Source organism: Desulfocicer niacini, from assembly GCF_054657595.1.
This window is the reverse complement of record NZ_BAAHYK010000021.1, coordinates 41,930-61,517: the sequence shown is the minus strand read 5'-3', so window position 1 is coordinate 61,517 and position 19,588 is coordinate 41,930. Positions and strand designations below refer to the sequence as shown.

The 19,588-nt window shown below is 47.2% G+C and carries 13 protein-coding genes; 9 read left to right on the top strand and 4 right to left on the bottom strand.

Annotation, left to right across the window (positions count from 1 at the left end):
• Window positions 1-228 precede the first annotated feature (228 nt).
• The 3 genes from ACYQ2M_RS12870 to ACYQ2M_RS12860 all read right to left on the bottom strand — a co-directional run bounded on the left by ACYQ2M_RS12870 (window position 229) and on the right by ACYQ2M_RS12860 (window position 4,791).
• Window positions 229-2,316, bottom strand: a complete 2,088-nt coding sequence (locus ACYQ2M_RS12870; protein ID WP_459916756.1) for an ATP-binding protein — start codon at window positions 2,314-2,316, stop codon at window positions 229-231.
• Window positions 2,317-2,465: 149 nt separating this feature from the next.
• Window positions 2,466-3,659, bottom strand: coding sequence for an ABC transporter substrate-binding protein (locus ACYQ2M_RS12865; protein WP_459916755.1), 1,194 nt, complete (start codon window positions 3,657-3,659; stop codon window positions 2,466-2,468).
• Window positions 3,660-3,672: 13 nt separating this feature from the next.
• Window positions 3,673-4,791, bottom strand: coding sequence for an ABC transporter substrate-binding protein (locus ACYQ2M_RS12860; protein ID WP_459916754.1), 1,119 nt, complete (start codon window positions 4,789-4,791; stop codon window positions 3,673-3,675).
• Window positions 4,792-5,839: 1,048 nt separating this feature from the next.
• Here ACYQ2M_RS12860 and ACYQ2M_RS12855 point away from each other — a divergent pair.
• The 7 genes from ACYQ2M_RS12855 to ACYQ2M_RS12825 all read left to right on the top strand — a co-directional run bounded on the left by ACYQ2M_RS12855 (window position 5,840) and on the right by ACYQ2M_RS12825 (window position 15,957).
• The gene (locus ACYQ2M_RS12855) at window positions 5,840-7,636 is read left to right on the top strand and encodes a methyl-accepting chemotaxis protein (protein WP_459916753.1); all 1,797 of its coding nucleotides are present in this window, start codon (window positions 5,840-5,842) and stop codon (window positions 7,634-7,636) included.
• A gap of 467 nt (window positions 7,637-8,103) precedes the next feature.
• Window positions 8,104-10,371, top strand: coding sequence for an ATP-binding protein (locus ACYQ2M_RS12850; RefSeq protein WP_459916752.1), 2,268 nt, complete (start codon window positions 8,104-8,106; stop codon window positions 10,369-10,371).
• Window positions 10,361-11,755 carry a sigma-54-dependent transcriptional regulator gene (locus ACYQ2M_RS12845; protein WP_459916751.1) on the top strand — a complete coding sequence of 465 codons (1,395 nt, stop codon included), beginning with the start codon at window positions 10,361-10,363 and terminating at the stop codon, window positions 11,753-11,755. Before ACYQ2M_RS12850 ends, ACYQ2M_RS12845 begins: the two co-directional genes overlap by 11 nt.
• A gap of 143 nt (window positions 11,756-11,898) precedes the next feature.
• Complete coding sequence (locus ACYQ2M_RS12840) at window positions 11,899-12,753, top strand: ABC transporter substrate-binding protein (protein ID WP_459916750.1); 855 nt, start codon at window positions 11,899-11,901, stop codon at window positions 12,751-12,753.
• Between the two features lie 306 nt (window positions 12,754-13,059).
• Window positions 13,060-14,157, top strand: coding sequence for a TRAP transporter substrate-binding protein (locus tag ACYQ2M_RS12835; protein ID WP_459916749.1), 1,098 nt, complete (start codon window positions 13,060-13,062; stop codon window positions 14,155-14,157).
• Window positions 14,154-14,648: a TRAP transporter small permease subunit gene (locus tag ACYQ2M_RS12830; RefSeq protein WP_459916748.1), complete on the top strand. Its 495-nt coding sequence runs from the start codon at window positions 14,154-14,156 to the stop codon at window positions 14,646-14,648. Before ACYQ2M_RS12835 ends, ACYQ2M_RS12830 begins: the two co-directional genes overlap by 4 nt.
• Before the next feature lies 1 nt (window position 14,649).
• Window positions 14,650-15,957 carry a TRAP transporter large permease gene (locus ACYQ2M_RS12825; RefSeq protein WP_459916747.1) on the top strand — a complete coding sequence of 436 codons (1,308 nt, stop codon included), beginning with the start codon at window positions 14,650-14,652 and terminating at the stop codon, window positions 15,955-15,957.
• Here ACYQ2M_RS12825 and tyrA read toward each other — a convergent pair.
• Window positions 15,954-17,087: a bifunctional chorismate mutase/prephenate dehydrogenase gene (tyrA, locus tag ACYQ2M_RS12820; protein ID WP_459916746.1), complete on the bottom strand. Its 1,134-nt coding sequence runs from the start codon at window positions 17,085-17,087 to the stop codon at window positions 15,954-15,956. The two genes, ACYQ2M_RS12825 and tyrA, sit on opposite strands and share 4 nt — an antisense overlap.
• A 214-nt stretch (window positions 17,088-17,301) precedes the next feature.
• Here tyrA and ACYQ2M_RS12815 point away from each other — a divergent pair, with 214 nt between their 5' ends.
• Window positions 17,302-18,360: an HAD family hydrolase gene (locus ACYQ2M_RS12815; RefSeq protein WP_459916745.1), complete on the top strand. Its 1,059-nt coding sequence runs from the start codon at window positions 17,302-17,304 to the stop codon at window positions 18,358-18,360.
• A gap of 189 nt (window positions 18,361-18,549) precedes the next feature.
• On the top strand, window positions 18,550-19,509 hold the full coding sequence (locus ACYQ2M_RS12810) for an AEC family transporter (protein ID WP_459916744.1): 960 nt from the start codon (window positions 18,550-18,552) through the stop codon (window positions 19,507-19,509).
• Window positions 19,510-19,588 lie beyond the last annotated feature (79 nt).

Here is a 19,588-nt window from a genome sequence, read left to right as displayed (position 1 = left end):
AAAGCGGATTATTCAAAGTGCAAGAAAAGTGGTGCACCAGATTGTATAGTCTGCTTAAAAAATACAATATGTCTTCATTTAAGTCCTGCTGAAATTATCAGAGCACATTCCCACTTTCTCGGTTTGGTTACAATATGGTTTGTTTGTCATCGTTGTGGGGTCAATGGGGTTAGGCTTGTGTTATTGTGGTTTTGACAACTTTATGGGTTTCAAGCTGGCCTCCCACCCTTATGCGGTTTTGGGATAAAGGGCTTCATGAATGGCTTGAGCAAGTTTTTCAATGGTGTAGGGTTTTCTGATATACGTACCCGCACCCAATTTCTGCATGGTCTTAACCCGTTCATTTTCTGCATATCCCGAAGCGATGATGGCTTTTTGACCCGGATGCATTTCAATGATTTTTCGATAGGTGTCAAGCCCGTCCATGCCGGGATCCATGATCATGTCCAGAATGACCAGATCCACAAAATGCTTTGTGAGATAGGTGACGGCCTCTTCACCACTGTTGGCCATAACCGCCGCGTAGCCGAGTTTCTCCACGATCATACGGGCCATTTCCGTTTGTTCTTTCATGTCATCAACGATGAGTATGGTTTCATGGTTGCCCATTTGAGCGTAGGATGAAGCGATTTTATCTTCCTGAATCCGGGATGTGTCGGTCACCGGGAAAAAAAGTTCAAAAATGGTACCTTGATGTATTTTGCTTTTAATATTGATATATCCATGGTGGTCCTGGATGGTTCCCCATACCACGGCCATGCCAAGCCCTGTGCCACTTCTACCCATGATTTTTTTTGTGTAAAAAGGTTCAAAGATCCGTTCCTGATCCAAATCTGAAATCCCCATACCGGTGTCCTTAACTTCCAGCACCACATAGTCCCCCTTCTGGATATGCTGATACCCAAGGATGGGTACTTCCACATGACGGTTGGATGTGGACACGCAGATGCTGCCCCCTTCCGGCTGGGCCTCTGCGGCATTGGATACCAGATTCATGAGTGTTTTCTTTAAATGCATGGGTGATCCCTTTATGTTCAGCAGATTTTTCCCAAGGAGGATTTCCATGTGTACATTGCTGTGAAACATCATCAAGTCTTTATGCTCCGGTGAGGAGGCGTATTCCGATATAATGGTATTCAGGTTCACCACATCATTGCACACCACGCCCCTTCGTGTCAGGGTCAGAAGGTCCTGAACAATTGCTCCTGCTTTCTGCCCGGATTCCTTGATGGTCATGATGGGGTTATACATGGGATGGTCCGGTAATAAATCCAGCAGAAGCAGATCCGGATAACTGACGATGCCGGACAGGACATTGTTAAGATCATGGGCCACACCCCCTGCCAGCAATCCCAGTGTCTCCATTTTTTTTGAACGATCAAGGCGTTTTTCCAGGGCCCGTTTTTCCCTGTAGGTATGTCGCCTTTCATCCATTTCTTCTTGTAAGCGACGGTTGCTTTCACTGAGCTCACAGGTACGCTCCTGTACCCTGGTTTCCAGATTTCTGTTGAGTTGCTCAAGGGCGGCATTGCTTTCCTGAAGTTTCAAGGCATACGCGTCTTTGGATGCAATGGCATCGGTCAAATCCCTTCTTTGCTGATAGAGCTTCTGGGACATCTCATTGAATGCCGTTGCCATATCTCCCATTTCATCACGGGAAGAAATGGAAACCTGGACATCGGTCTCTTCCCTCTTAAGTCGCTCCATGGCATTGCGAAGCCGGGCTGTGGGCAGTATGACGGAATGGGTTAAAAACAGATTCAGGAGAATAACGATGAGAATCAGCACCAGAAATAATATACCAAAAAAGAAAAGACTCAGCTGGGATTCCTGTTCAAAGTCATCAAGAGCATAGAGAATTCGTATGAACCCGACATGAATACCTATGACTTCAATGGGGGAAAAAAATTCCGCGTAGGGGCTTTCCCGGAATCTGGCTCTGCTGAACTCCGGTATGGTGTCAACACCATTGGAATCTATTGCTGTGAATCCTTTGGGGATATTCTCCCTGGGTGATGTGGATGCCGTTAGTTGCCCCTTGGGATTATAAATCAATACCTGGGATATTTTTTTCAGGCGTTGAAGTTCTTTGAGGGACAGCATCAATGCTTCTTTCTGATCGGCATAAATTTCATTGGCCAGCTGTTCTTTTTTTTGATGAAACACGGCACTTAACAGCACATGGATATTTTTCAGGCGTGTTTGTCGACGATCTCTTTCAAAGGGGTAGATCACTGTTGCAATACTCAGTGACATAAAAAAACCGGTCATTATGACGGCCGCACTGATTTTGACCCTGAGGCTGTTAACTTTCAATGAATTTCTCCGTTCTTAAACAGTGTCCTGGCATCATAGCATAGCATATCTTTTCTTTTTTAGAAAAATTGGGTTTGATCACAACACCGACCATTTGGGACAAGTGCGGGACATAGACTGGATTGTTTTCAGCCGGGACCTGGATGGACTCATCGCTTTGCTTCATCTGTATCCAAGGTGAAGCGTGAGTGAAAAATTGGTTTGCCATTACGGATTTCCATTATTACCACATCCTTGATGGGATCTCCATTTTTGTCAAAGGAAATGGTGCCGGTGATTCCTTGAAATCCATGAATTTCGGAGAGATGCTTCCTGATGTTGACACGGTCAGTGGGGCTTCCGCTCAGGCTGATGGCGTGGGCCAGCAGATTTACGGCATCCACAGCAAGGATTTCTGCAGCCCAGACATTGGTTTTGTCCTGCCTGTGGGAAAGATACTCAAGCAATGGTGCAGATGCGCTTTGGGGGTTCCAGTGGGTGCAATAATAGCCTTTTTTTAATTCTGAACCACCGGCTTTGAAAAAATCGTTAAACCCCCATCCGTCCCCTCCCAGGGGGATGGTGTTGAGTCCAGCCTTTATCATTTCTCGCAGGATTATCCCGCTTTCCACAAATCCCGGGATGAAGATCACATCGGGGTTTAATTCTCCGGCCCGTGCAATCATGTGCCGGAAATGGCTTTGATCAGAATTATTTTTATACTCCAGGCGACTCAATATCCTTCCACCGGATTTTTCAAAGTTTTTTTTGAATAATTCTGACAGCATGGTTCCGTAATTGCTGTTTAGGTCCACCATTAAAACCCCGGTGCGGGCATTCAGGGTTTTCTTTGCAAAATGGGCCATGGCCCTGCTCTGGATGACATCGGTGAAACAGGCCCGGAAAATATAGTCGCCGGTGCGTGTCACATCCGGATGGGTGGAAATATTGCTGATCATTGGAATGCCTTCTTTTTGTGCCACCTTTGCAACGGCAAGGGAATGGGAACTCCAGTTGCAGCCGATGATGGCAGTGACACCCAGCCTTGCTGCTTTTTCCGCTGCTACCCTGGAACCGATGGGAGAACTCTGGTTATCAATTTCCACCAGTTCAATGGGTCTTTTCAGTACGCCCCCCCGTTGATTAATCGTCCTGACGGCGACCCTGATCCCTTTAATTGATGGTGCATTGGAACCCGCAGCCGCACCGGTGAATGAAAAAATGGCGGCAATTTTGATTGGCGCTCCCTCGGTAAGGCCTGGAGGCGTTGAAAAAAAAAATAAAAATATGATCAGCCACAAGGGCATCATTTTTTTTATTTTGTGATTTTTTGGGGTTCGATCATATGTGTTGGAAGGAGCCATAAGCATTCTCCTCCTATTGAACCATGGTTTTCAGATAGACGGGTTTTCCATTCTCATACTTTAGGACCACTATTTCTTTGCCAACGGGATTACCGTTTGCGTCAAATGTGATGGTCCCGCTGGCTCCCTGAAATCCCCGGGTTGCCGCCAGAGCTTCCCGGATTTTATTTCTGTCCAGAGTCCGGGCACGGTTTACGGCATCCCTTAAAAGCATGAATGCATCATACCATGGTACTGCACTGAAATAAATTTCATCGGAATGATATTGATGTCGGTACTGGTTTTTTAAATGTTGGCTTTGGGGGGTGTTTTGCCGGGGGTGCCATACGGCGGTGCAATAGCTGCCCTCCAGGGCATCCCCGGCATAACGGTGTATATCATCCCATGCATCTGCGCCTATGAATATGCTGTAAAGACCGTTCCTTATGGTTTGTCTGATAAAAAAGCCGCTGTCCCTGGAATACCCTGGTATAAAGACAACATCTGGTTGAACGTTTTTTATCCGGGAAATGATGTCCTGAAAGTCCACGGTATCACCCTTATAGCCACTTTCCAAAAGAATTGTTCCCCCCATTTGTTTGAATTTTTTACTAAAGTATTTTGCCAGAGTCATGCAATAGACTTCATTGAGATTTTTTAACACCACTGCGTTGGTGGCACCCAGGGTTTCTTTTGCAAATTTTGCCACCATTTGCCCCTGGAAGATATCATTGAAATTAATACTGAAAATATAATTTCCTGTAAGTGTGATGCCAGGATTTGTAGAAAGGGAAATCATGGGAATCTCAGCTTGTTGAAGAAGGGGGGCCATGGCCAGGGAATGGGAACTCCAATGTGCTCCGATGACGGCAATTGCATTGCTGCCCGCGGCTTTTCGGGCGGCCTTTGTTGAACCAATGGGGGTACTGTAATTGTCTATCAGCATAAGCTTTAGGGGATGGCCAAGCAATCCTCCCTGGCTGTTTATTTCATCCACGGCAAGCTCAATCAGAGGGATAAGGGGTCGATTATGGGGGGCAGCAATGCCGGTGGTGGATAAAATCGCAGCAACTGTGACGGGGGATTCCATGGGCATGGCCGGCGGTGTCCATGCCAGTAATATAATCCAGCAGAATAAAAAGGATAATTTCATATATGCCTCATTTTTTACGTCCTGCAGTCTAGGTTTTACAGGGCTTGGTCATGGCAGCTGCCAGTAAGCATAATTGCTCCTATGACCAATCCCCATTGATCATATACAGATGCAGTCCGTCTGTAAACATCGGATCTGAAAATTCAGGTTGAATGGGTTTATTAGTGGGGTTATGCTTGGCTTATGGGCGTTATTTCCTGAAGTTCCAGGATTGCATGGATCGGTGGCTGACGGAAATATTAGCAATGTGTAAAATTAACTGACATCTTTCTCAATCCCTTCACCAAATTTTCCCTTCACTAAATTTTGAAAATGCGCCTTGAGCAAGATCGCAATGGCCTATATGTTGTGCGTTTCTGATTTTTAAGAGACAGCATATGGTTTGTAGGCTGATCAACACTGTGATGTGCCAAGCTATTAGGGTGCATTTCTATTTTCCCGGTTTCACGCTTAATCAGAGAGGGGCAGCCTTGCGTTATCGGGGCTTTTGTTGAAAATTGTCTTTAAACTCAGGCTCTAATACCACATAGTCTGACCCCATTGGTCCCGCCAACTATGATAAGGCAATCATAGTTTGATCAAAGCGAGAAAATGAGAATGTGCCCAGGTATTATTTTTCCTGATAAAATTGATTTTTAAATTAAATAATCTTTTTATTTAAGCGCGTTAGGTGTTTGGGCGTGCGAGTTTGATTTTTCGGTATATTCTTTGCTTTATTGTTACTATTTTTGAGCATTATGGATGGGGCGCATTCCCATTCTATGGACATTATATCATACAATTCTGGCAGGCTTCATTTCCGCTTTGAACTTTCAAGAGCAATATTGCCATTTTGAGGATAACTTTTCAAAAAAATGTAAAGCGTTTTTGCATGGATGTGAAGGATGCCATAATTATATGGAGTTATTTCTGGGCCAAAGAATCAGGGCCGGACGTCTAAAAAATCGGGCCTGGTTATGGTCAGGTTCTAAAAAGTTGAATCCGCGGTTTTTCTTAAACGAGAACGGTCAGGGTCGAGGAGATTATTCAAGTGTTCAAGGCTATGAAAATGGGAACAAAGATTGCTTTACTTGCCGGTGTCCTGTTATTTTTGGGCAGCATTATCGCTTTTGTGGGCTCCCGGGGTCTGTCCGGAGTGGCGCAAAGGGTTTATCTGGCTGATGATGTTAACAGAATGATTAAATACATGCTGGAGGCTCGCCGGCATGAAAAAAATTTCATGCTCCGTGGGGATAGGGCATATGTAGGAGATGTTGAGAAAAAGATTGTTGAGATAAAAAAACAGGCAGAAATTGTTAAAGAAAAATCCGGGGATGTGGAGGATATTCGGCAGATGGATGCACTCCAGGCCCGGCTGCTAGCCTATGGTACAGCATTCAGCTCTTTTGTGGATTCCCATGACAGGACCTTGGCGGCAGATAAAATTATGGTTGACGCAGCCAGAACCGCTGAAAAAATTGCCGTGGAAATGCAAGAGAAACAAATCCGGCAGTACAGGGTTTTTCTGAAAGAAAATGTTTCGCAAAATGTGCTTGACGCTAAACTGGCCACAGCAGATGATGCCCAGAAAATTGTCAGATGGATACTTCAATGCCGGCGACAGGAAAAAAATTTCATTATTCGCGATGATCCTATGTATGTGGATCGTGTCCAGGGGCATGTGGCAGATATCCTTGGTCTGGCCCGAGGGTTGGAACCTGAAAATTTTCGGGATGATAATAAAGTCGATGCGGGTCTTATTGCTATGTCGGTCTTGACCTATCAACGGGCATTTGAAGAAATGGTGTCTTTGAAAGAAATACAACATGCAGCCGAGGCCCGGATGCTTGAAACAGCCCGTGGTGTACAGAAAATATGCGATGAGGTCAGAGCAGATCTAAAGGCAAAGATGGTGGCACAGATTACCTCCTCTATGCGTATAATGATCATGGGAGCGCTGACAGCCATTCTGTTCGGAGTTTGCGTTTCTTTCTTGATTGTCCGGGGCATCACCCGGGTGCTGTCCAGTGCCATTACTGGCCTTAATCAGGGTGCATTCCAGGTGGCTGCGGCATCGGAAGAGATATCAAAATCTAGTCAGTTCCTGGCACAGGGTGCCTGTGAACAGGCGGCTTCCATTGAGCAGACCTCCGCCTCACTGGAAGAGGTCTCCTCCATGACCCGTTCCAATGCCCGGACTGCTGTCCAGGCCAATGAATTCATTCAGAACACAAATACTGAAACAGAAAATGCCAATGAATCCATGGATGTCTTGATACTGTCCATGACGGAAATTTCAAAGGCGGGTGAGGAAACGGCAAAAATTATTAAGACCATTGATGAGATTGCCTTTCAAACCAATCTCCTGGCGCTGAATGCGGCGGTGGAAGCAGCCCGGGCCGGGGAGGCTGGAGCTGGATTTGCAGTGGTTGCAGAAGAGGTGAGAAATCTTGCCATGCGTGCTGCTCTGGCCGCCGGGAGTACCGCTGAACTTATTGAAGATATTACAAAAAAAGTGACGGAAGGAACTGATCGGGTCAGCAAGACCCATGCCGCATTTGCACGGGTGGCCGAGGGGTCAAAAAAGCTGGTTGCGCTAATGGGTGAAATCACCGTGGCTTCCAATGAACAGGCCCAGGGACTTGAACAGGTGAACGTAGCTGTCAGCGAAATGGACAAAGTTGTGCAGCACAATGCGGCCAATGCCGAACAGTCGGCAAGTGCTTCAGAAGAGCTCAGCGTTCAGGCCCAGCAGATGAAATCGATGGTGAATCAGTTGGTGGCCTTGGTGGGTGTTAAAAATGGAGAAATTCCTGGAAGCCTTGCGCTTCCATGTGTGAATAAAAAATTGATAACACAATCCTGACATCACCCCAAAGTGGCCCATGTTGTGATCAAGCCCGATTGCCTGGACCACCATGAAGATATCCTGGCGGACAAAAAGAATTGATTTTTTATAGGCATACCGATCCTCCATTGCCCTGGGTGCCGGGATCCTAAAGCACCGGTGAATTGGTTGAAAATATTATTGTGGATCCCTGGGGCATGGGGCCTCCTTAAAAAGTGTGAAAGGAATGATGATTTTTTTATGTTAAACTGCCGACAGCAGAGCCCCCAACGGGTGCTGTTGGGGGCGGCATAATGCCATTTTATATGAAAGTCAGTCCAAGAATCTGGAATGATAAGCGTTTTAACTTTCGTTGTGGCAGATGGTGACTGCCATGTATCTTTCAGGGCTGTTCTGTGATATTGAAAAAAACGATTGTACGAGATGGGCCCCTTTTCCGGGGTTCGGTAATGTTAACCGGCCATTGTTGCCAGCCAGGCAAAAAAATGTTTTCAACCATCCGAGCCAAACTGTTTTTCATCTGTTTCTTCCTGGGACTTCTTCCCCTTTTAATATCTGTCTTTTTTGCCTATCACACCATGTCACGCGCCATGATGATTCAGACCAATGAGCAGATTACCAAGCTGGTTGATAAAACAGCCGAGCAGATTCAATTTTATTTTGAAGCCAGGGAAAAAGAAATATCCCTTTTGTCCAATTACCCATTCATACAGCTTTCTTTTCTTCAGTTTGAATTTGGGCAGCGTCTTGATACGGTGAAACGTCTTTTGTCGGATTATGAAAAACAAAATCGTTATTTTAACCGGATTTATCTTGTTGATTTGAGCGGAAAACCAATCTTAATCGAACCTGAAATCGGGAATAATGATCCGCTTTACTTAAATGATCCCGCCGGGTGGAGCATTATGAGCGATGACAATCTCAATACCACCTATATTCCAAGTCAGGACAGTGGTAGTCCCCCTGTGGTACTGATATCAAAATGGGTATATGACTTTGAAGACAATCAAGTCCCAGTGGGAATGATTGTTTTTGATATTCATCTTCCATCCTTTACCCAGTTTGTTTCTTCTCTGAAAATTGGTGCCCGGGGGTATGCTTGCCTGTGGGATCACCGGGGGGAGCTTATGTTCCATCCTGAAAAAGTAATGATAGGAAATTTGGCCTTTGCCGTAAAAGAAAGTTCCGGCTTGTCCACATTGATAAAAAGAATGGTGAATGGTGAAAAAGGGCGTGGAGATTATGAGTTGGACGGTATTAAAAAAAGGATGATTTTTACCCAGTGCGAGGTCATGAACTGGCGGATCAGCGTGTCCCTTGAAAAGTCAGAGTTAATGAATGATATCACTACTTTACGTTATAGGATGCTTTCTTTTTGTGGGATCATTACATTTTTAATTGTCCTTGCTTCCTATGCCTTTGGTAAAAGCATTTCCACTCCCATAAGCCGCCTTATTGACGGAGCCCGGGCCGTGGGGGACGGGAAATGGGATCATTTCATTACTGTAGAATCTGGGGATGAGCTCAGTTCCCTGGCCGATGAATTTAATAAAATGACCTCACGTTTAAAAAAAAGCATACGGGAAATCATGGCGCTGAAAAGCTTTAATGAAGATGTCTTAAGAAGCGTTCCAAGCGGTATCATAACCATTGATCAAGATATGGAAATCACCTCATTTAACAGCAGCGCCGAAAAAATTCTTGGAATGCCGGAAATGTCTGTCCATGGCCTTAAAAATCCGAAAAATCCATCAGAAGCTTGTCTTTCTTCCCATGTGGACGAAATTCTTGGGTTTTTAAAAGCCTGTGTGGAAAATAACATTGTTATGACAAACCGGCAAATAGAGCAGCTTTCCGGTAAGACGGACCAGGAGCGTTCAAAGGTGATTGAACTCAATACTTCACCTCTAAAGAATGTGGATGAAGAAACCGTGGGTGCCATAGCGGTAATCCGGGATATAACACAGAAAAAAAGAATGGAGGCAGAAATGATCCGGGTGGATCGCCTGGCCTCCCTCGGAGAGCTCTCGGCGGGCATGGCCCATGAAATCAGAAATCCCCTGGCCGGTATGAAAACCGCCACCCAGATTCTTGCCAGAGGTATATCTGATGCATCGGGGAAGGTGTTGATCCAGGGGATACTGCATGAAATTGATCGTCTAAATAAAATCGTGACGGATTTGCTTAATTTTTCCAGACCCAAAAAACCCCTTCCTGCCAGTGTGGATCTTTCAGATGTTATTATACGCTCTTTGGCCCTTGTTTGGAAAAACATGAAGCAGGCCAATGTCGGCATGGTCAAAACAGTGGATCAGGATCTGCCCCGGGTGTTTGTGGACAAAGAACAGATTGAACAGGTTTTTTTGAATCTTCTTCTCAATGCCTTAAATGCCATGCCGGAGGGAGGTTCCTTGAAGATTAGCATTAAATTGAGACAGGATCGGATGGAAAAAAATTTTCAATCGAAGGCGTTTACTTTGCCGGAAAAGCACGAAAGACAGATTGAAGTGATTTTTCAGGATACAGGCCATGGAATAAAAAAAGAGATCATCTCCAGAATATTTAACCCTTTTTTCACCACCAACCCCGGTGGAACCGGTCTGGGGTTGTCCATTGTTCAGAAATTGCTGGAAAAGAATCGGGCAAAGATCAACATAGAAAGCAGAGAAAAGCAAGGCACCAGGGTGACCCTGTTGTTCCCAGTCATGGAACCGGATCTTGGAAGCTGCCATGGAGATACACATGCAGGATAGAAGGCTTTTGATTGTGGATGACGAAGACGTGTTGCGGACATCCCTTGAGACAAATTTTAAGATCGTCGGTTTTAATGTGAAAACCGCAGCCAGTGGTGAGGATGCCATGGATTTGGTAGATGTTTTTTCACCCATGGTGATACTTCTGGATCTGAGACTTCCCCACATGGACGGTATCTCAGTGTTAAAACAGATCGAAAAGGTAAATCTTGATATCAATGTGATTATCATGACCGCCTATGGTGATACCCAGACCACTGTGGAAGCCGTAAAATGCGGAGCATACAATTTTATTAACAAGCCCTTTGAACTCGAAGAACTTGAAGCCCTTGTCCACAATGCCTTTGAAAATATTGAACTTAAGCGCGAGGTTGACTATTTAAGGTATCGCCAGAAGAAATTTGAAAAATATGGCGATATTGTCGGGAAAAGCCCGGTCATGCAGGAAATCTACAGCCAGATTGATCGCATAGCAGAGACAAGGGATACAACCGTGCTCATCCGGGGGGAAAGCGGCACTGGAAAAGAGCTGGTGGCCGGGGCCATTCACCATAAAAGCACCCGTCATTCTCACCCATTCATGGAGATTAATTGTGCTTCTCTGCCGGAAACCCTTCTGGAAAGTGAATTGTTCGGCCATGAAAAGGGGGCATTCACCGATGCCGGGTCCATGAAAAAAGGGCTGTTTGAACTGGCGGATACAGGAACCCTTTTTCTGGATGAAATTGGAGAGCTGCCCCTTTCCATCCAGGTGAAGCTTTTGGGCTTTCTGGAAAAAAAACAGTTCAAGCGCCTGGGCGGAGCCAGGGATATCAAGGTAGATGTACGCATTGTCACTGCAACCAACCGGAACCTGGAACAGGCCATTACCCAGGGACTCTTCAGAGAAGATCTCTATTATCGGTTGAATGTGGTTACCCTTTTTATTCCGCCGTTAAGGGAACGAAGGAGTGATATCCCACTGCTTGCCGCTTATTTTCTGGAACAGTTCTGTAGAGAAATGGGTAAAAAAAATATGGTCTTTGCCCGGGAAGCACTGGACTTGCTTTCCGGGCATCCATGGCGGGGCAATGTACGTGAGCTGAAAAATGTGGTGGAGCGTGCCGTGATATTTGCCCGGCATTCCACCCTCGGGCCTGGAAGCCTGGGTGCTGAATTTTCCCGGAACGGTGTGGGACATTTTACCCCGGGCCCAGGGCTATCAGCCCCATTGGGTGCCCCAGACACCCTTTCCCAGGCTTTGGCGCAAAAAGAGATGGACCTGATTACAACAGCCCTTGAAAAGGCCGATCATAACAAGACAAAAGCCTCTAAAATCCTGGGTATCAGCCGATTTGCTCTGAACAGAAGACTCCAGCGACTGAACGGGATGACACGACGATGAATGGGGGGGATCCGGCTGTTTTTTTCGAAAGTATTAAGAAGGCTGCGGCTGTCCCGTTTTTTTTGATCTCCATGCTTGTGTTTCTTTTTGTGTTCTGTGCGGTCCCCCCGGGCCGGGCCCGCACAAAATCATATGACATTGCCATGATTACATGGAGAAGTGAAACCCCGGCAGAACAGGGATTTAAAGCGTGTCTTGCCAAAAGCCCTTATACGGTGAGGTGTCATATGTACCATGCCGACCAGAATCTCAATAGGCTTGGGGAAATCATTGACACCCTCCTCCAAATGCCCCCTGATCTTGTTTATGTTTTCGGTACCACCGCCACCCGGCAGGTGATATCCCGGATAACGGATATTCCCATTGTGTTCAATGTGGTGACAAGACCTGTAAAGGCCGGTATTATTGACAGCTGGGAACATTCAGGCAACAATGCCACCGGCGTCAGCAGCATGGTGCCCCTGGGGTCCCAGCTCAAAGCCCTGAAAAAAGTGGTGGACTACAAAGTGCTGTCCGTGATGTATAATCCGCTGGAACCCAATTCTTGCATACAAATGCAGCTTCTTCAAAAATTGAGTACCCGGATGGATTTTAAGCTTAAGGCCTTTCCCATTACCCATGCAACGGACATAGACCGGGCTGTTTTAAGCATGGAAAATCAGGCACATGCCATCTATTTTCCTTCAGATTCCAGAATTAGTTCCCTTGGAAAAAATATCATGCACCAGGTGAATCATCTTAAAATACCTTCCTTTGCTGCAGTGGAAAGTATGGTACTCCATGATGATGCCCTCATGGGGCTTGTGCCGGACTACTATGATCTTGGTACCCTTGCCGCATTGAAAGCCATCAGAATTTTTGATGGCGAAAAACCGGGGGATATTCCCTGCTCCACCCTGAATTATTTTCGCATTGTGGTCAATATGAATACCGCCGGGAAGATTGGTGTCCAGATTCCCACATCTCTTCTGATTATTTCTGATGTTATCGTGCGATAATCTTTGATATGTGCGAATTGCGCACGCCTCAAAGGTTCGGAAAACGCACTGTCTTTTTAGGTCTAAATGGGCTTCTTTTCTTTAACTATTTGTTTTTAAAGCGTTTAAAAATTATTTGTGCCGATGGCATTATTGTTGCTCTTCTTTGCTCATTGAATGGCGGGTAATATCGTCCTGTCATCCCATTGCCTGGTTTTGTTGACGGGCTGTTTCCTCGTACGGGGAACTGATTCTGACCTGCAACCACTGCGGTTCGGAATTTGGTCACAACATCATCATTTAATACATCAAAAGGAGCTTTTTAACATGGTAATGCAATGCATCGTACCTGATTTTCATTTTCAAAAACGGTTATGTTCCATGAAGTGCGCCGTAATTATTTGTCTGGCCCTTTCCTTTGTTTTCGCAGCCGGCATTGCCGACCAGGGAGAATGCAAAACCTGGCGATTGAAGTTTCAAATGGCCTGGCACACCCAGCATCCACAGTATAAGGCCTATCTGGAGTTCACCAAAAGAGTAAAAGAAGCCACCAATGGAGAGTTGAAATTCACCATTTTCCCGGCAAGTCAGCTCATCGGGAGAAATGAGGCCCTGGACGGACTGAAAAACGGTACCATTGATATGCTGGGCAGTTGCGGTGCCTATTACCATGGCATGGTTCCCGAAGGCGATGTGGACTGGCTTCCCTATGTCTCTTTGAACAGAAGAGAGGCTTTCTGGGAATTGATGAACAATAAAGGCGGCGGAGACAAGGGCAAATTCCACGATATTATTTACGATTCTTATCTCACAAAGGCCAATGCCGTGTGGCTGACCAATGTCATCTGCGGCAGTTCAGGGATCATAGGCAGGGGGAATACGGAATATAATACGGTTGAATCCTTGAAGAATATCAAGCTCAGAGCGGCAGGCGGGGTCAGTACCCGGGTGGCAAAGGCGTGGGGTGCATGTCCGGTTACCATGGCAACGGGGGAAATTTATCCGGCCCTTCAGCGGGGAACGGTGGATGCCCTTTTATTCTATGCCTATGGCCTCAAGGATTACAAGTTTTTTGAAGTGGCGAAAACCTTTACCCGGCCACCTGTTTTTACCTGGGCCGACGATCTCTGGATCAACAAGGATGCCCTGGAACGACTCCCCCAGGATTTAAGAGATATCCTTATAAAGGTTGCCCATGAATGGGGCAAATGGGCCAGCTGTGAATACTGGCCTGCTTATGAAGCGGAAAATGAAAAATGGTGCCTGGAAAACGGCGTGAAATTTGTAGAATTTGATCAGGAGAATATTCAAAAATCCAAGGAAATGCTCAATGTGGTCTGGGACTGGTATGCCAGTGAAAGCCCGGGATGTGGAGAACTTGTGAAAATCATCAAGGTGAAAGAAAAGGAGTGGGATAAAAAATGATGAAAACAATTTCTCAGTTCAACAAAATCATGGGGGAAATGGCTGGCTGGATTGTGGTGGCCATGATGCTGACCATCAGCTTTGATGTGGCCATGCGGTATCTGTTCAATGCCCCCACCACATGGAGTTTTGAGGTCAATCGTTACATGCTTATCATGGTGGTGTTCATGGGTGGGCCATGGACACTGGCAGCCGGGGGACATGTCAGCGTGGATCTTTTGACGGAAAATATGGGCGGTAAAAGAAAGCTGATTCTGGACATTGTCACCTCGGTTATGGCCTGTGTCTACATGCTCATGTTTACCTGGGAATCCATGGTTTTTACCTGGGATGCTTGGGAAAATGCAATTAGAAGCACGGAATATCTGGCTTGGCCCCTGTGGCCCATCCGCATCTTTTTGGTTGTGGGCGGTACCATGCTGTCCATCCAGTACATGATTAAAATAACCGAAGATACTGTAAAATTAAAGACCATTAAAGGAGCTGCCTGATATGGAGTGGTATATCGTACTTGCCATCCTTGTTATTTCGCTGACGCTTTTTCTGTTCATCGGACTTCCCGTCGCATTTTCCCTGGGATTTCTGAGCATGCTGAGCGCCCTTGTCTTCTGGCCCGGCACCACCGGACTCTATGGGGTGGCCTTGGCGGGCTATGGCCACATGGGCAATTATACCCTTGTCTGTGTGCCCTTGTTTATTCTCATGGCCCAACTGGTCATGCACAGCCGCATGGGAACCGACAGCTATGAGGTGGCGGACCGGTTTCTGCGGCAGCTGCCCGGTGGGCTTGGCATGACCAGTGCGGTGTTTGGAGCCATATTCGGTGCCGTGTGCGGAGCCAGCACCGCCGGTACCGCCACCGTGGGGCTTTTGTCTCTGCCTGAAATGATGAAACGGGGATATCAGTCGGGTATATCCGGGGCCATTGTGGCCTTTTCCGGGGCACTTTCCATTCTGATTCCTCCCAGCGTCATTTTGATTCTTTATGGAACCCTTGCCAATGAATCCATTGGAGCTCTTTTTGCCGGCGGTATTATCCCGGGGCTGTTGATGACCGTGTTTTCGCTTATTTATATCTATGTTCGGGTCATGATGAATCCTGAAATAGCACCCAGGGATGAAGTACGCTATACATGGAAGGAGAAGTTTTCATCCCTTTGGAAGGTGTGGTCACTGCTTGTTGTTGTGCTGATGCTTCTGGGTACCATTTATTCCGGTATTGCAACTCCCACCGAAGCCAGCGCCATTGCCTGCCTGTCCGTTTTTATTATTGCCCTTGTGAAACAAAGTCTCAGCATTGAAACGGTGAGAACTGCGCTGATGCAGACGGTGAAAACCACGGCCATGATTGGGTGGATTATCATCGGTGCCACTTCGTTTGGGTATGTAATCATATACTCCGGGTGTGCTGCCGAACTCACCGACTGGGTGATTTCTCTGCCGGTGCCAAGCACCGTGATTGTAATTATCCTGATGCTGGGCTTTCTTTTCATGGGCATGTTTCTTGATCCGGCGGCCATTGTCATGATGACCACGCCCATTATCCTGCCCATTCTTCTGGCCCTTGAAATAAATGTTCTGTGGTTTGGTGTACTCATGGCCATTAACATGTGTGCCGGTAATATTTCACCACCCATGGGATTAAATTTATACATTGTCAAGGGATTGATGCCCAATGAAATCAACCTTAGGGGGCTTTTCAAGGCAGCCGTGCCTTTTATGGTGCTGGATGTCGTCACCATTGCCCTTGTGATGATTTTTCCCGGTATTGTGACCTGGCTGCCGGAGTTGATGGTTTAAAACCGTTCAATCAACTTGTTGATTATAAAATCACTCTCCCGCATGGCCTGATCGCCGAAGGGGCCGAACCATTGGCTCACTTCGGCGAATCGCTCCATGAAAAGATCTTTATCATTGTTTTCCACCAGTTCCATCTGTTCGTTCATGGCCGCCACGTACTGCTTTAAAAGCTTTCTGCGGGCCGGGGTGGCAAAAATAATCTCAGCGTACAGGCTGCTGTCCTGGGCAAAGAGTCGTCCCACCATGCCAAGCTCAAGGCGATAAATGGGGCTTGAAAATTCCAGGGATCTCTCAAGATTCACCTTTTGCTGGCAAAGAAATCGGCCAAAACAGAAGGTGGCAAAATGGCGCAGGGCCTGGACAATGTCCATGATGTCATCGTGTTCTTCAGGTCCGGCACTGACCATCACAGCTCCCCACAGGGTAAGCTGTTCCACAAGCCATTGACATTTTTCATTGTCCCGTCCCGGTGTGACGGCAATGATCTGTTTGTCCAGGCTGGCACATGAAGGTCCAAACAGGGGATGAAGCCCGATGACAGCTCCGGAAAAGTGACGGAGCATGGCATCCACAGGCGCTGTCTTGATACTGGTGATGTCCGCCAGGATAGCCGTGGACGGCACGTGGGGAACAATACGTTTTATGGTGTCAAGGGTGACGTTAATGGGAACGGACAGCAGCACCAGATCTGTTTTGGCACACAGGGTTTCCACCTGGTCCCAGGTTTCTTCGGTGAGAATCCTGACAATGTATCCCGATGTCCGGAACAGGTCGGCGAAAAAACGCCCCATCTGTCCGGCCCCCCCCACAATCAACACCTTGGCTCCTGCCCGGGTACCCTGCTGTTTCATCTCCACGGTCTGTTCCATGCGTGAATTTCTCAGGATTACGCGGTACAATTCTTCCATGAAGTCGGGATTAATGCCCGAAGATGCGGCCTGGCTGCGCAGTCTTGAAATCAGATCTTCTTCCCTTGCCGGATGGTACACCGGGATGTTGTGGGCTTTTTTAAGGGCCACAACTTCCTGGACCTGTGTCAGACGCCGGGAAATCAATCCCAGGATCTGCCGGTCGATGTCATCAATATTGTCCCTTAATTTCTTTATCTCAGTGTCAAACACCTTGTCCATGGTCATCCCTGTTATAAAAAGTCAATTTACTCGTTTGTGTTTTGCTGATAGAGTCAGGTCCGGTTGTGCTCCCGGTACGTCCGGGGTGGACCATGCACTTACGTGAATGGCCGGTATTGGAATCAAGCTCCTCTCATACCCAAATTCCCTGCAAAAGTCAAAATAAGCCAACGCTTTTGAAAACCGGCAGAAGCCCGGGGAAGTGGCAATTACAATGAATGTTGAGAAAAAAATGTTTGTAACGGATCTGGACGGCACCCTTTTTACCGATGATAAAATCATTCATCCCAGGGATCTGGCCGCCCTGGAATCCCTTGGAAGGAAGGGAATAACAAGGGTGTTTGCCACGGGACGGTCTATTTACTCTTTCCAAAAGGCTGTCTCAGGTATGGGCTTTTCCTCCACCGGAGAAGATATGCCCGTGGATTATGTTATTTTTTCCACCGGGGCTGCTATCATGGAATGTACCCATGGGGAAATTATCAAGAAGGTAAACCTTGGGCCGGGGGATGTCTGGCGCATTGCCAAGGTTTTTGATGGCCTTGGCCTGGATTATATGGTCCACCGCCCGGTACCGGATACCCGCAATTTTGTCTATAAACTAGCTGATTCGACCTCCATGGGCGGAAAAGATGAAAATAAATCCGCCCGAAATGTGCGGGTTTTCATGGAAAGTGCGGCTGTCAAAGACCGAGGATGTGTGCATCTATCCTTGAACGGGAATGTACCTGCCGGCCCCCATGGATGCCGAGATACCCGTTTTGGTGGGGAATCCCGTGGGAAATTGCCGGCAAACCCGGATTTTCATGCCCGCATTGCCCTGTACCATGAATTTTGCAGACCCATGACGGCAACAGACGCGGCAACCTTTGGTGAGTCAACGGAAATTTTGGCCATTGTCCCTTCCTGTCTGGGGCATGAAACCGCGGACCGGGCTCAGCAGGCCCTTGCTGATTTCAGCGTTATTAAAGCCACCTCTCCCCTGGATGGAAAATCCATGTGGATTGAGGTGTTTCATCCACGGGTGTCCAAGAGCCAGGCTGTGGCATGGCTTTGCAAGCGCCTTGGTGTGTCCCGAAACGATGTGGCGGCAGTGGGCAATGATTATAATGATCTGGATCTTTTGCAATGGTCGGCCCGGGGATTTGTGGTGGCCAATACACCGTTGGATCTGCAGAAGGGTTTTGAGATGGTGGCATCCAATAATCGGTGCGGGGTGGCGGAAGCGGCTTCTCTGGTTGTGTCACAATCCACGATACTTTCGGTCAAATAAGTGGGCTTGCTCACAAGATGGGCCACCAGTCATAATTGGCGGTCCAATGGGGGCAAGCCTGCCCCCTCCAGATTGGCCCATCTTATGACCAAGCTCAAATAAGTGATGTCTGTTTTGCAGTAAACCAGAAAATAAAACGGGTTTCTACCCTTCAAGGACAGAAAATTTTTCATGTGGCCAGTATTATAATTGCTTGACAGACCAGAGGCTTGTCTCTATTTTGACCCGATGGAAATATTAAACACCATTATTCCCATTTTTACAGTGATTATCCTTGGCTGGTTTGCCAGGCAAAGGGGATTTATACCACCGGAATTTCTGGGACCGGCCAACCGTCTGGTGTTCTACATCGCCATTCCGGCCATGGTCTTCGGAGCCATTGCCAAAAGTTCACTGAAAACCGATTTCAATCCCCTGGTGCTGGGATTAACCCTGGCGGCCATTGTTGTGTCCTTTGGTTTGACCTGGTTGATCAGCACAAGCATTCATCTGCCCCCCAGTCGATCGGGAACCTTTGTTCAAAATGCCTTTCATGGGAATCTGGGTTACATCGGTCTGGCCGTGGTGTACTATTTTCTGGGGAGTGATGGTTTTGCCGCAGCCAGTATTTTAACCGGTTTTATTATGATTTTGCAGAATTTTTTATCGGTGTTTGTGCTGCAGTATTATGCGGATGCCATGCCATCCCTTCATAACCCCCGCAGAATAATGATGAAAATTGTGGGAAACCCCGTGATTGTGTCTGCCATTGCAGGGATCAGCTTTGCCTTGACCGGTGCTGCATTGCCAGTGATCGTTGTGCGTACCCTTAATATCATCAGCGGCATGTCCCTGCCCCTTGCCTTGCTTCTCATCGGAGCATCCCTGAGCTTTGATTTAATGAGATCCCGGTTACGTCATCTGCTGCTGGCCAATTTTATAAAGCTTCTGATGCTGCCCGGGGTGGGATGGGTGTTGTATTCTTTCTGGGAGATTTCCCCGGAGCTGTATGTCCCCGGGCTTATTCTGCTGGCATCTCCTTCGGCCACCATCAGTTACGTCATGGCCCGGGAAATGAATGGAGATGCCGAGTTCGCCGTGGCGGCCATTTCTTCAACTACCCTTTTTTCCGCCGTGACATTTACCCTCTGGCTTCATTTGACCCACTGATGATCCGTGGGCCGGATTCCTGCACCCGCTGAGGAATTCGGCTCCGGAAAAATGTGCATGGGTGTTACGGCTACCTGTG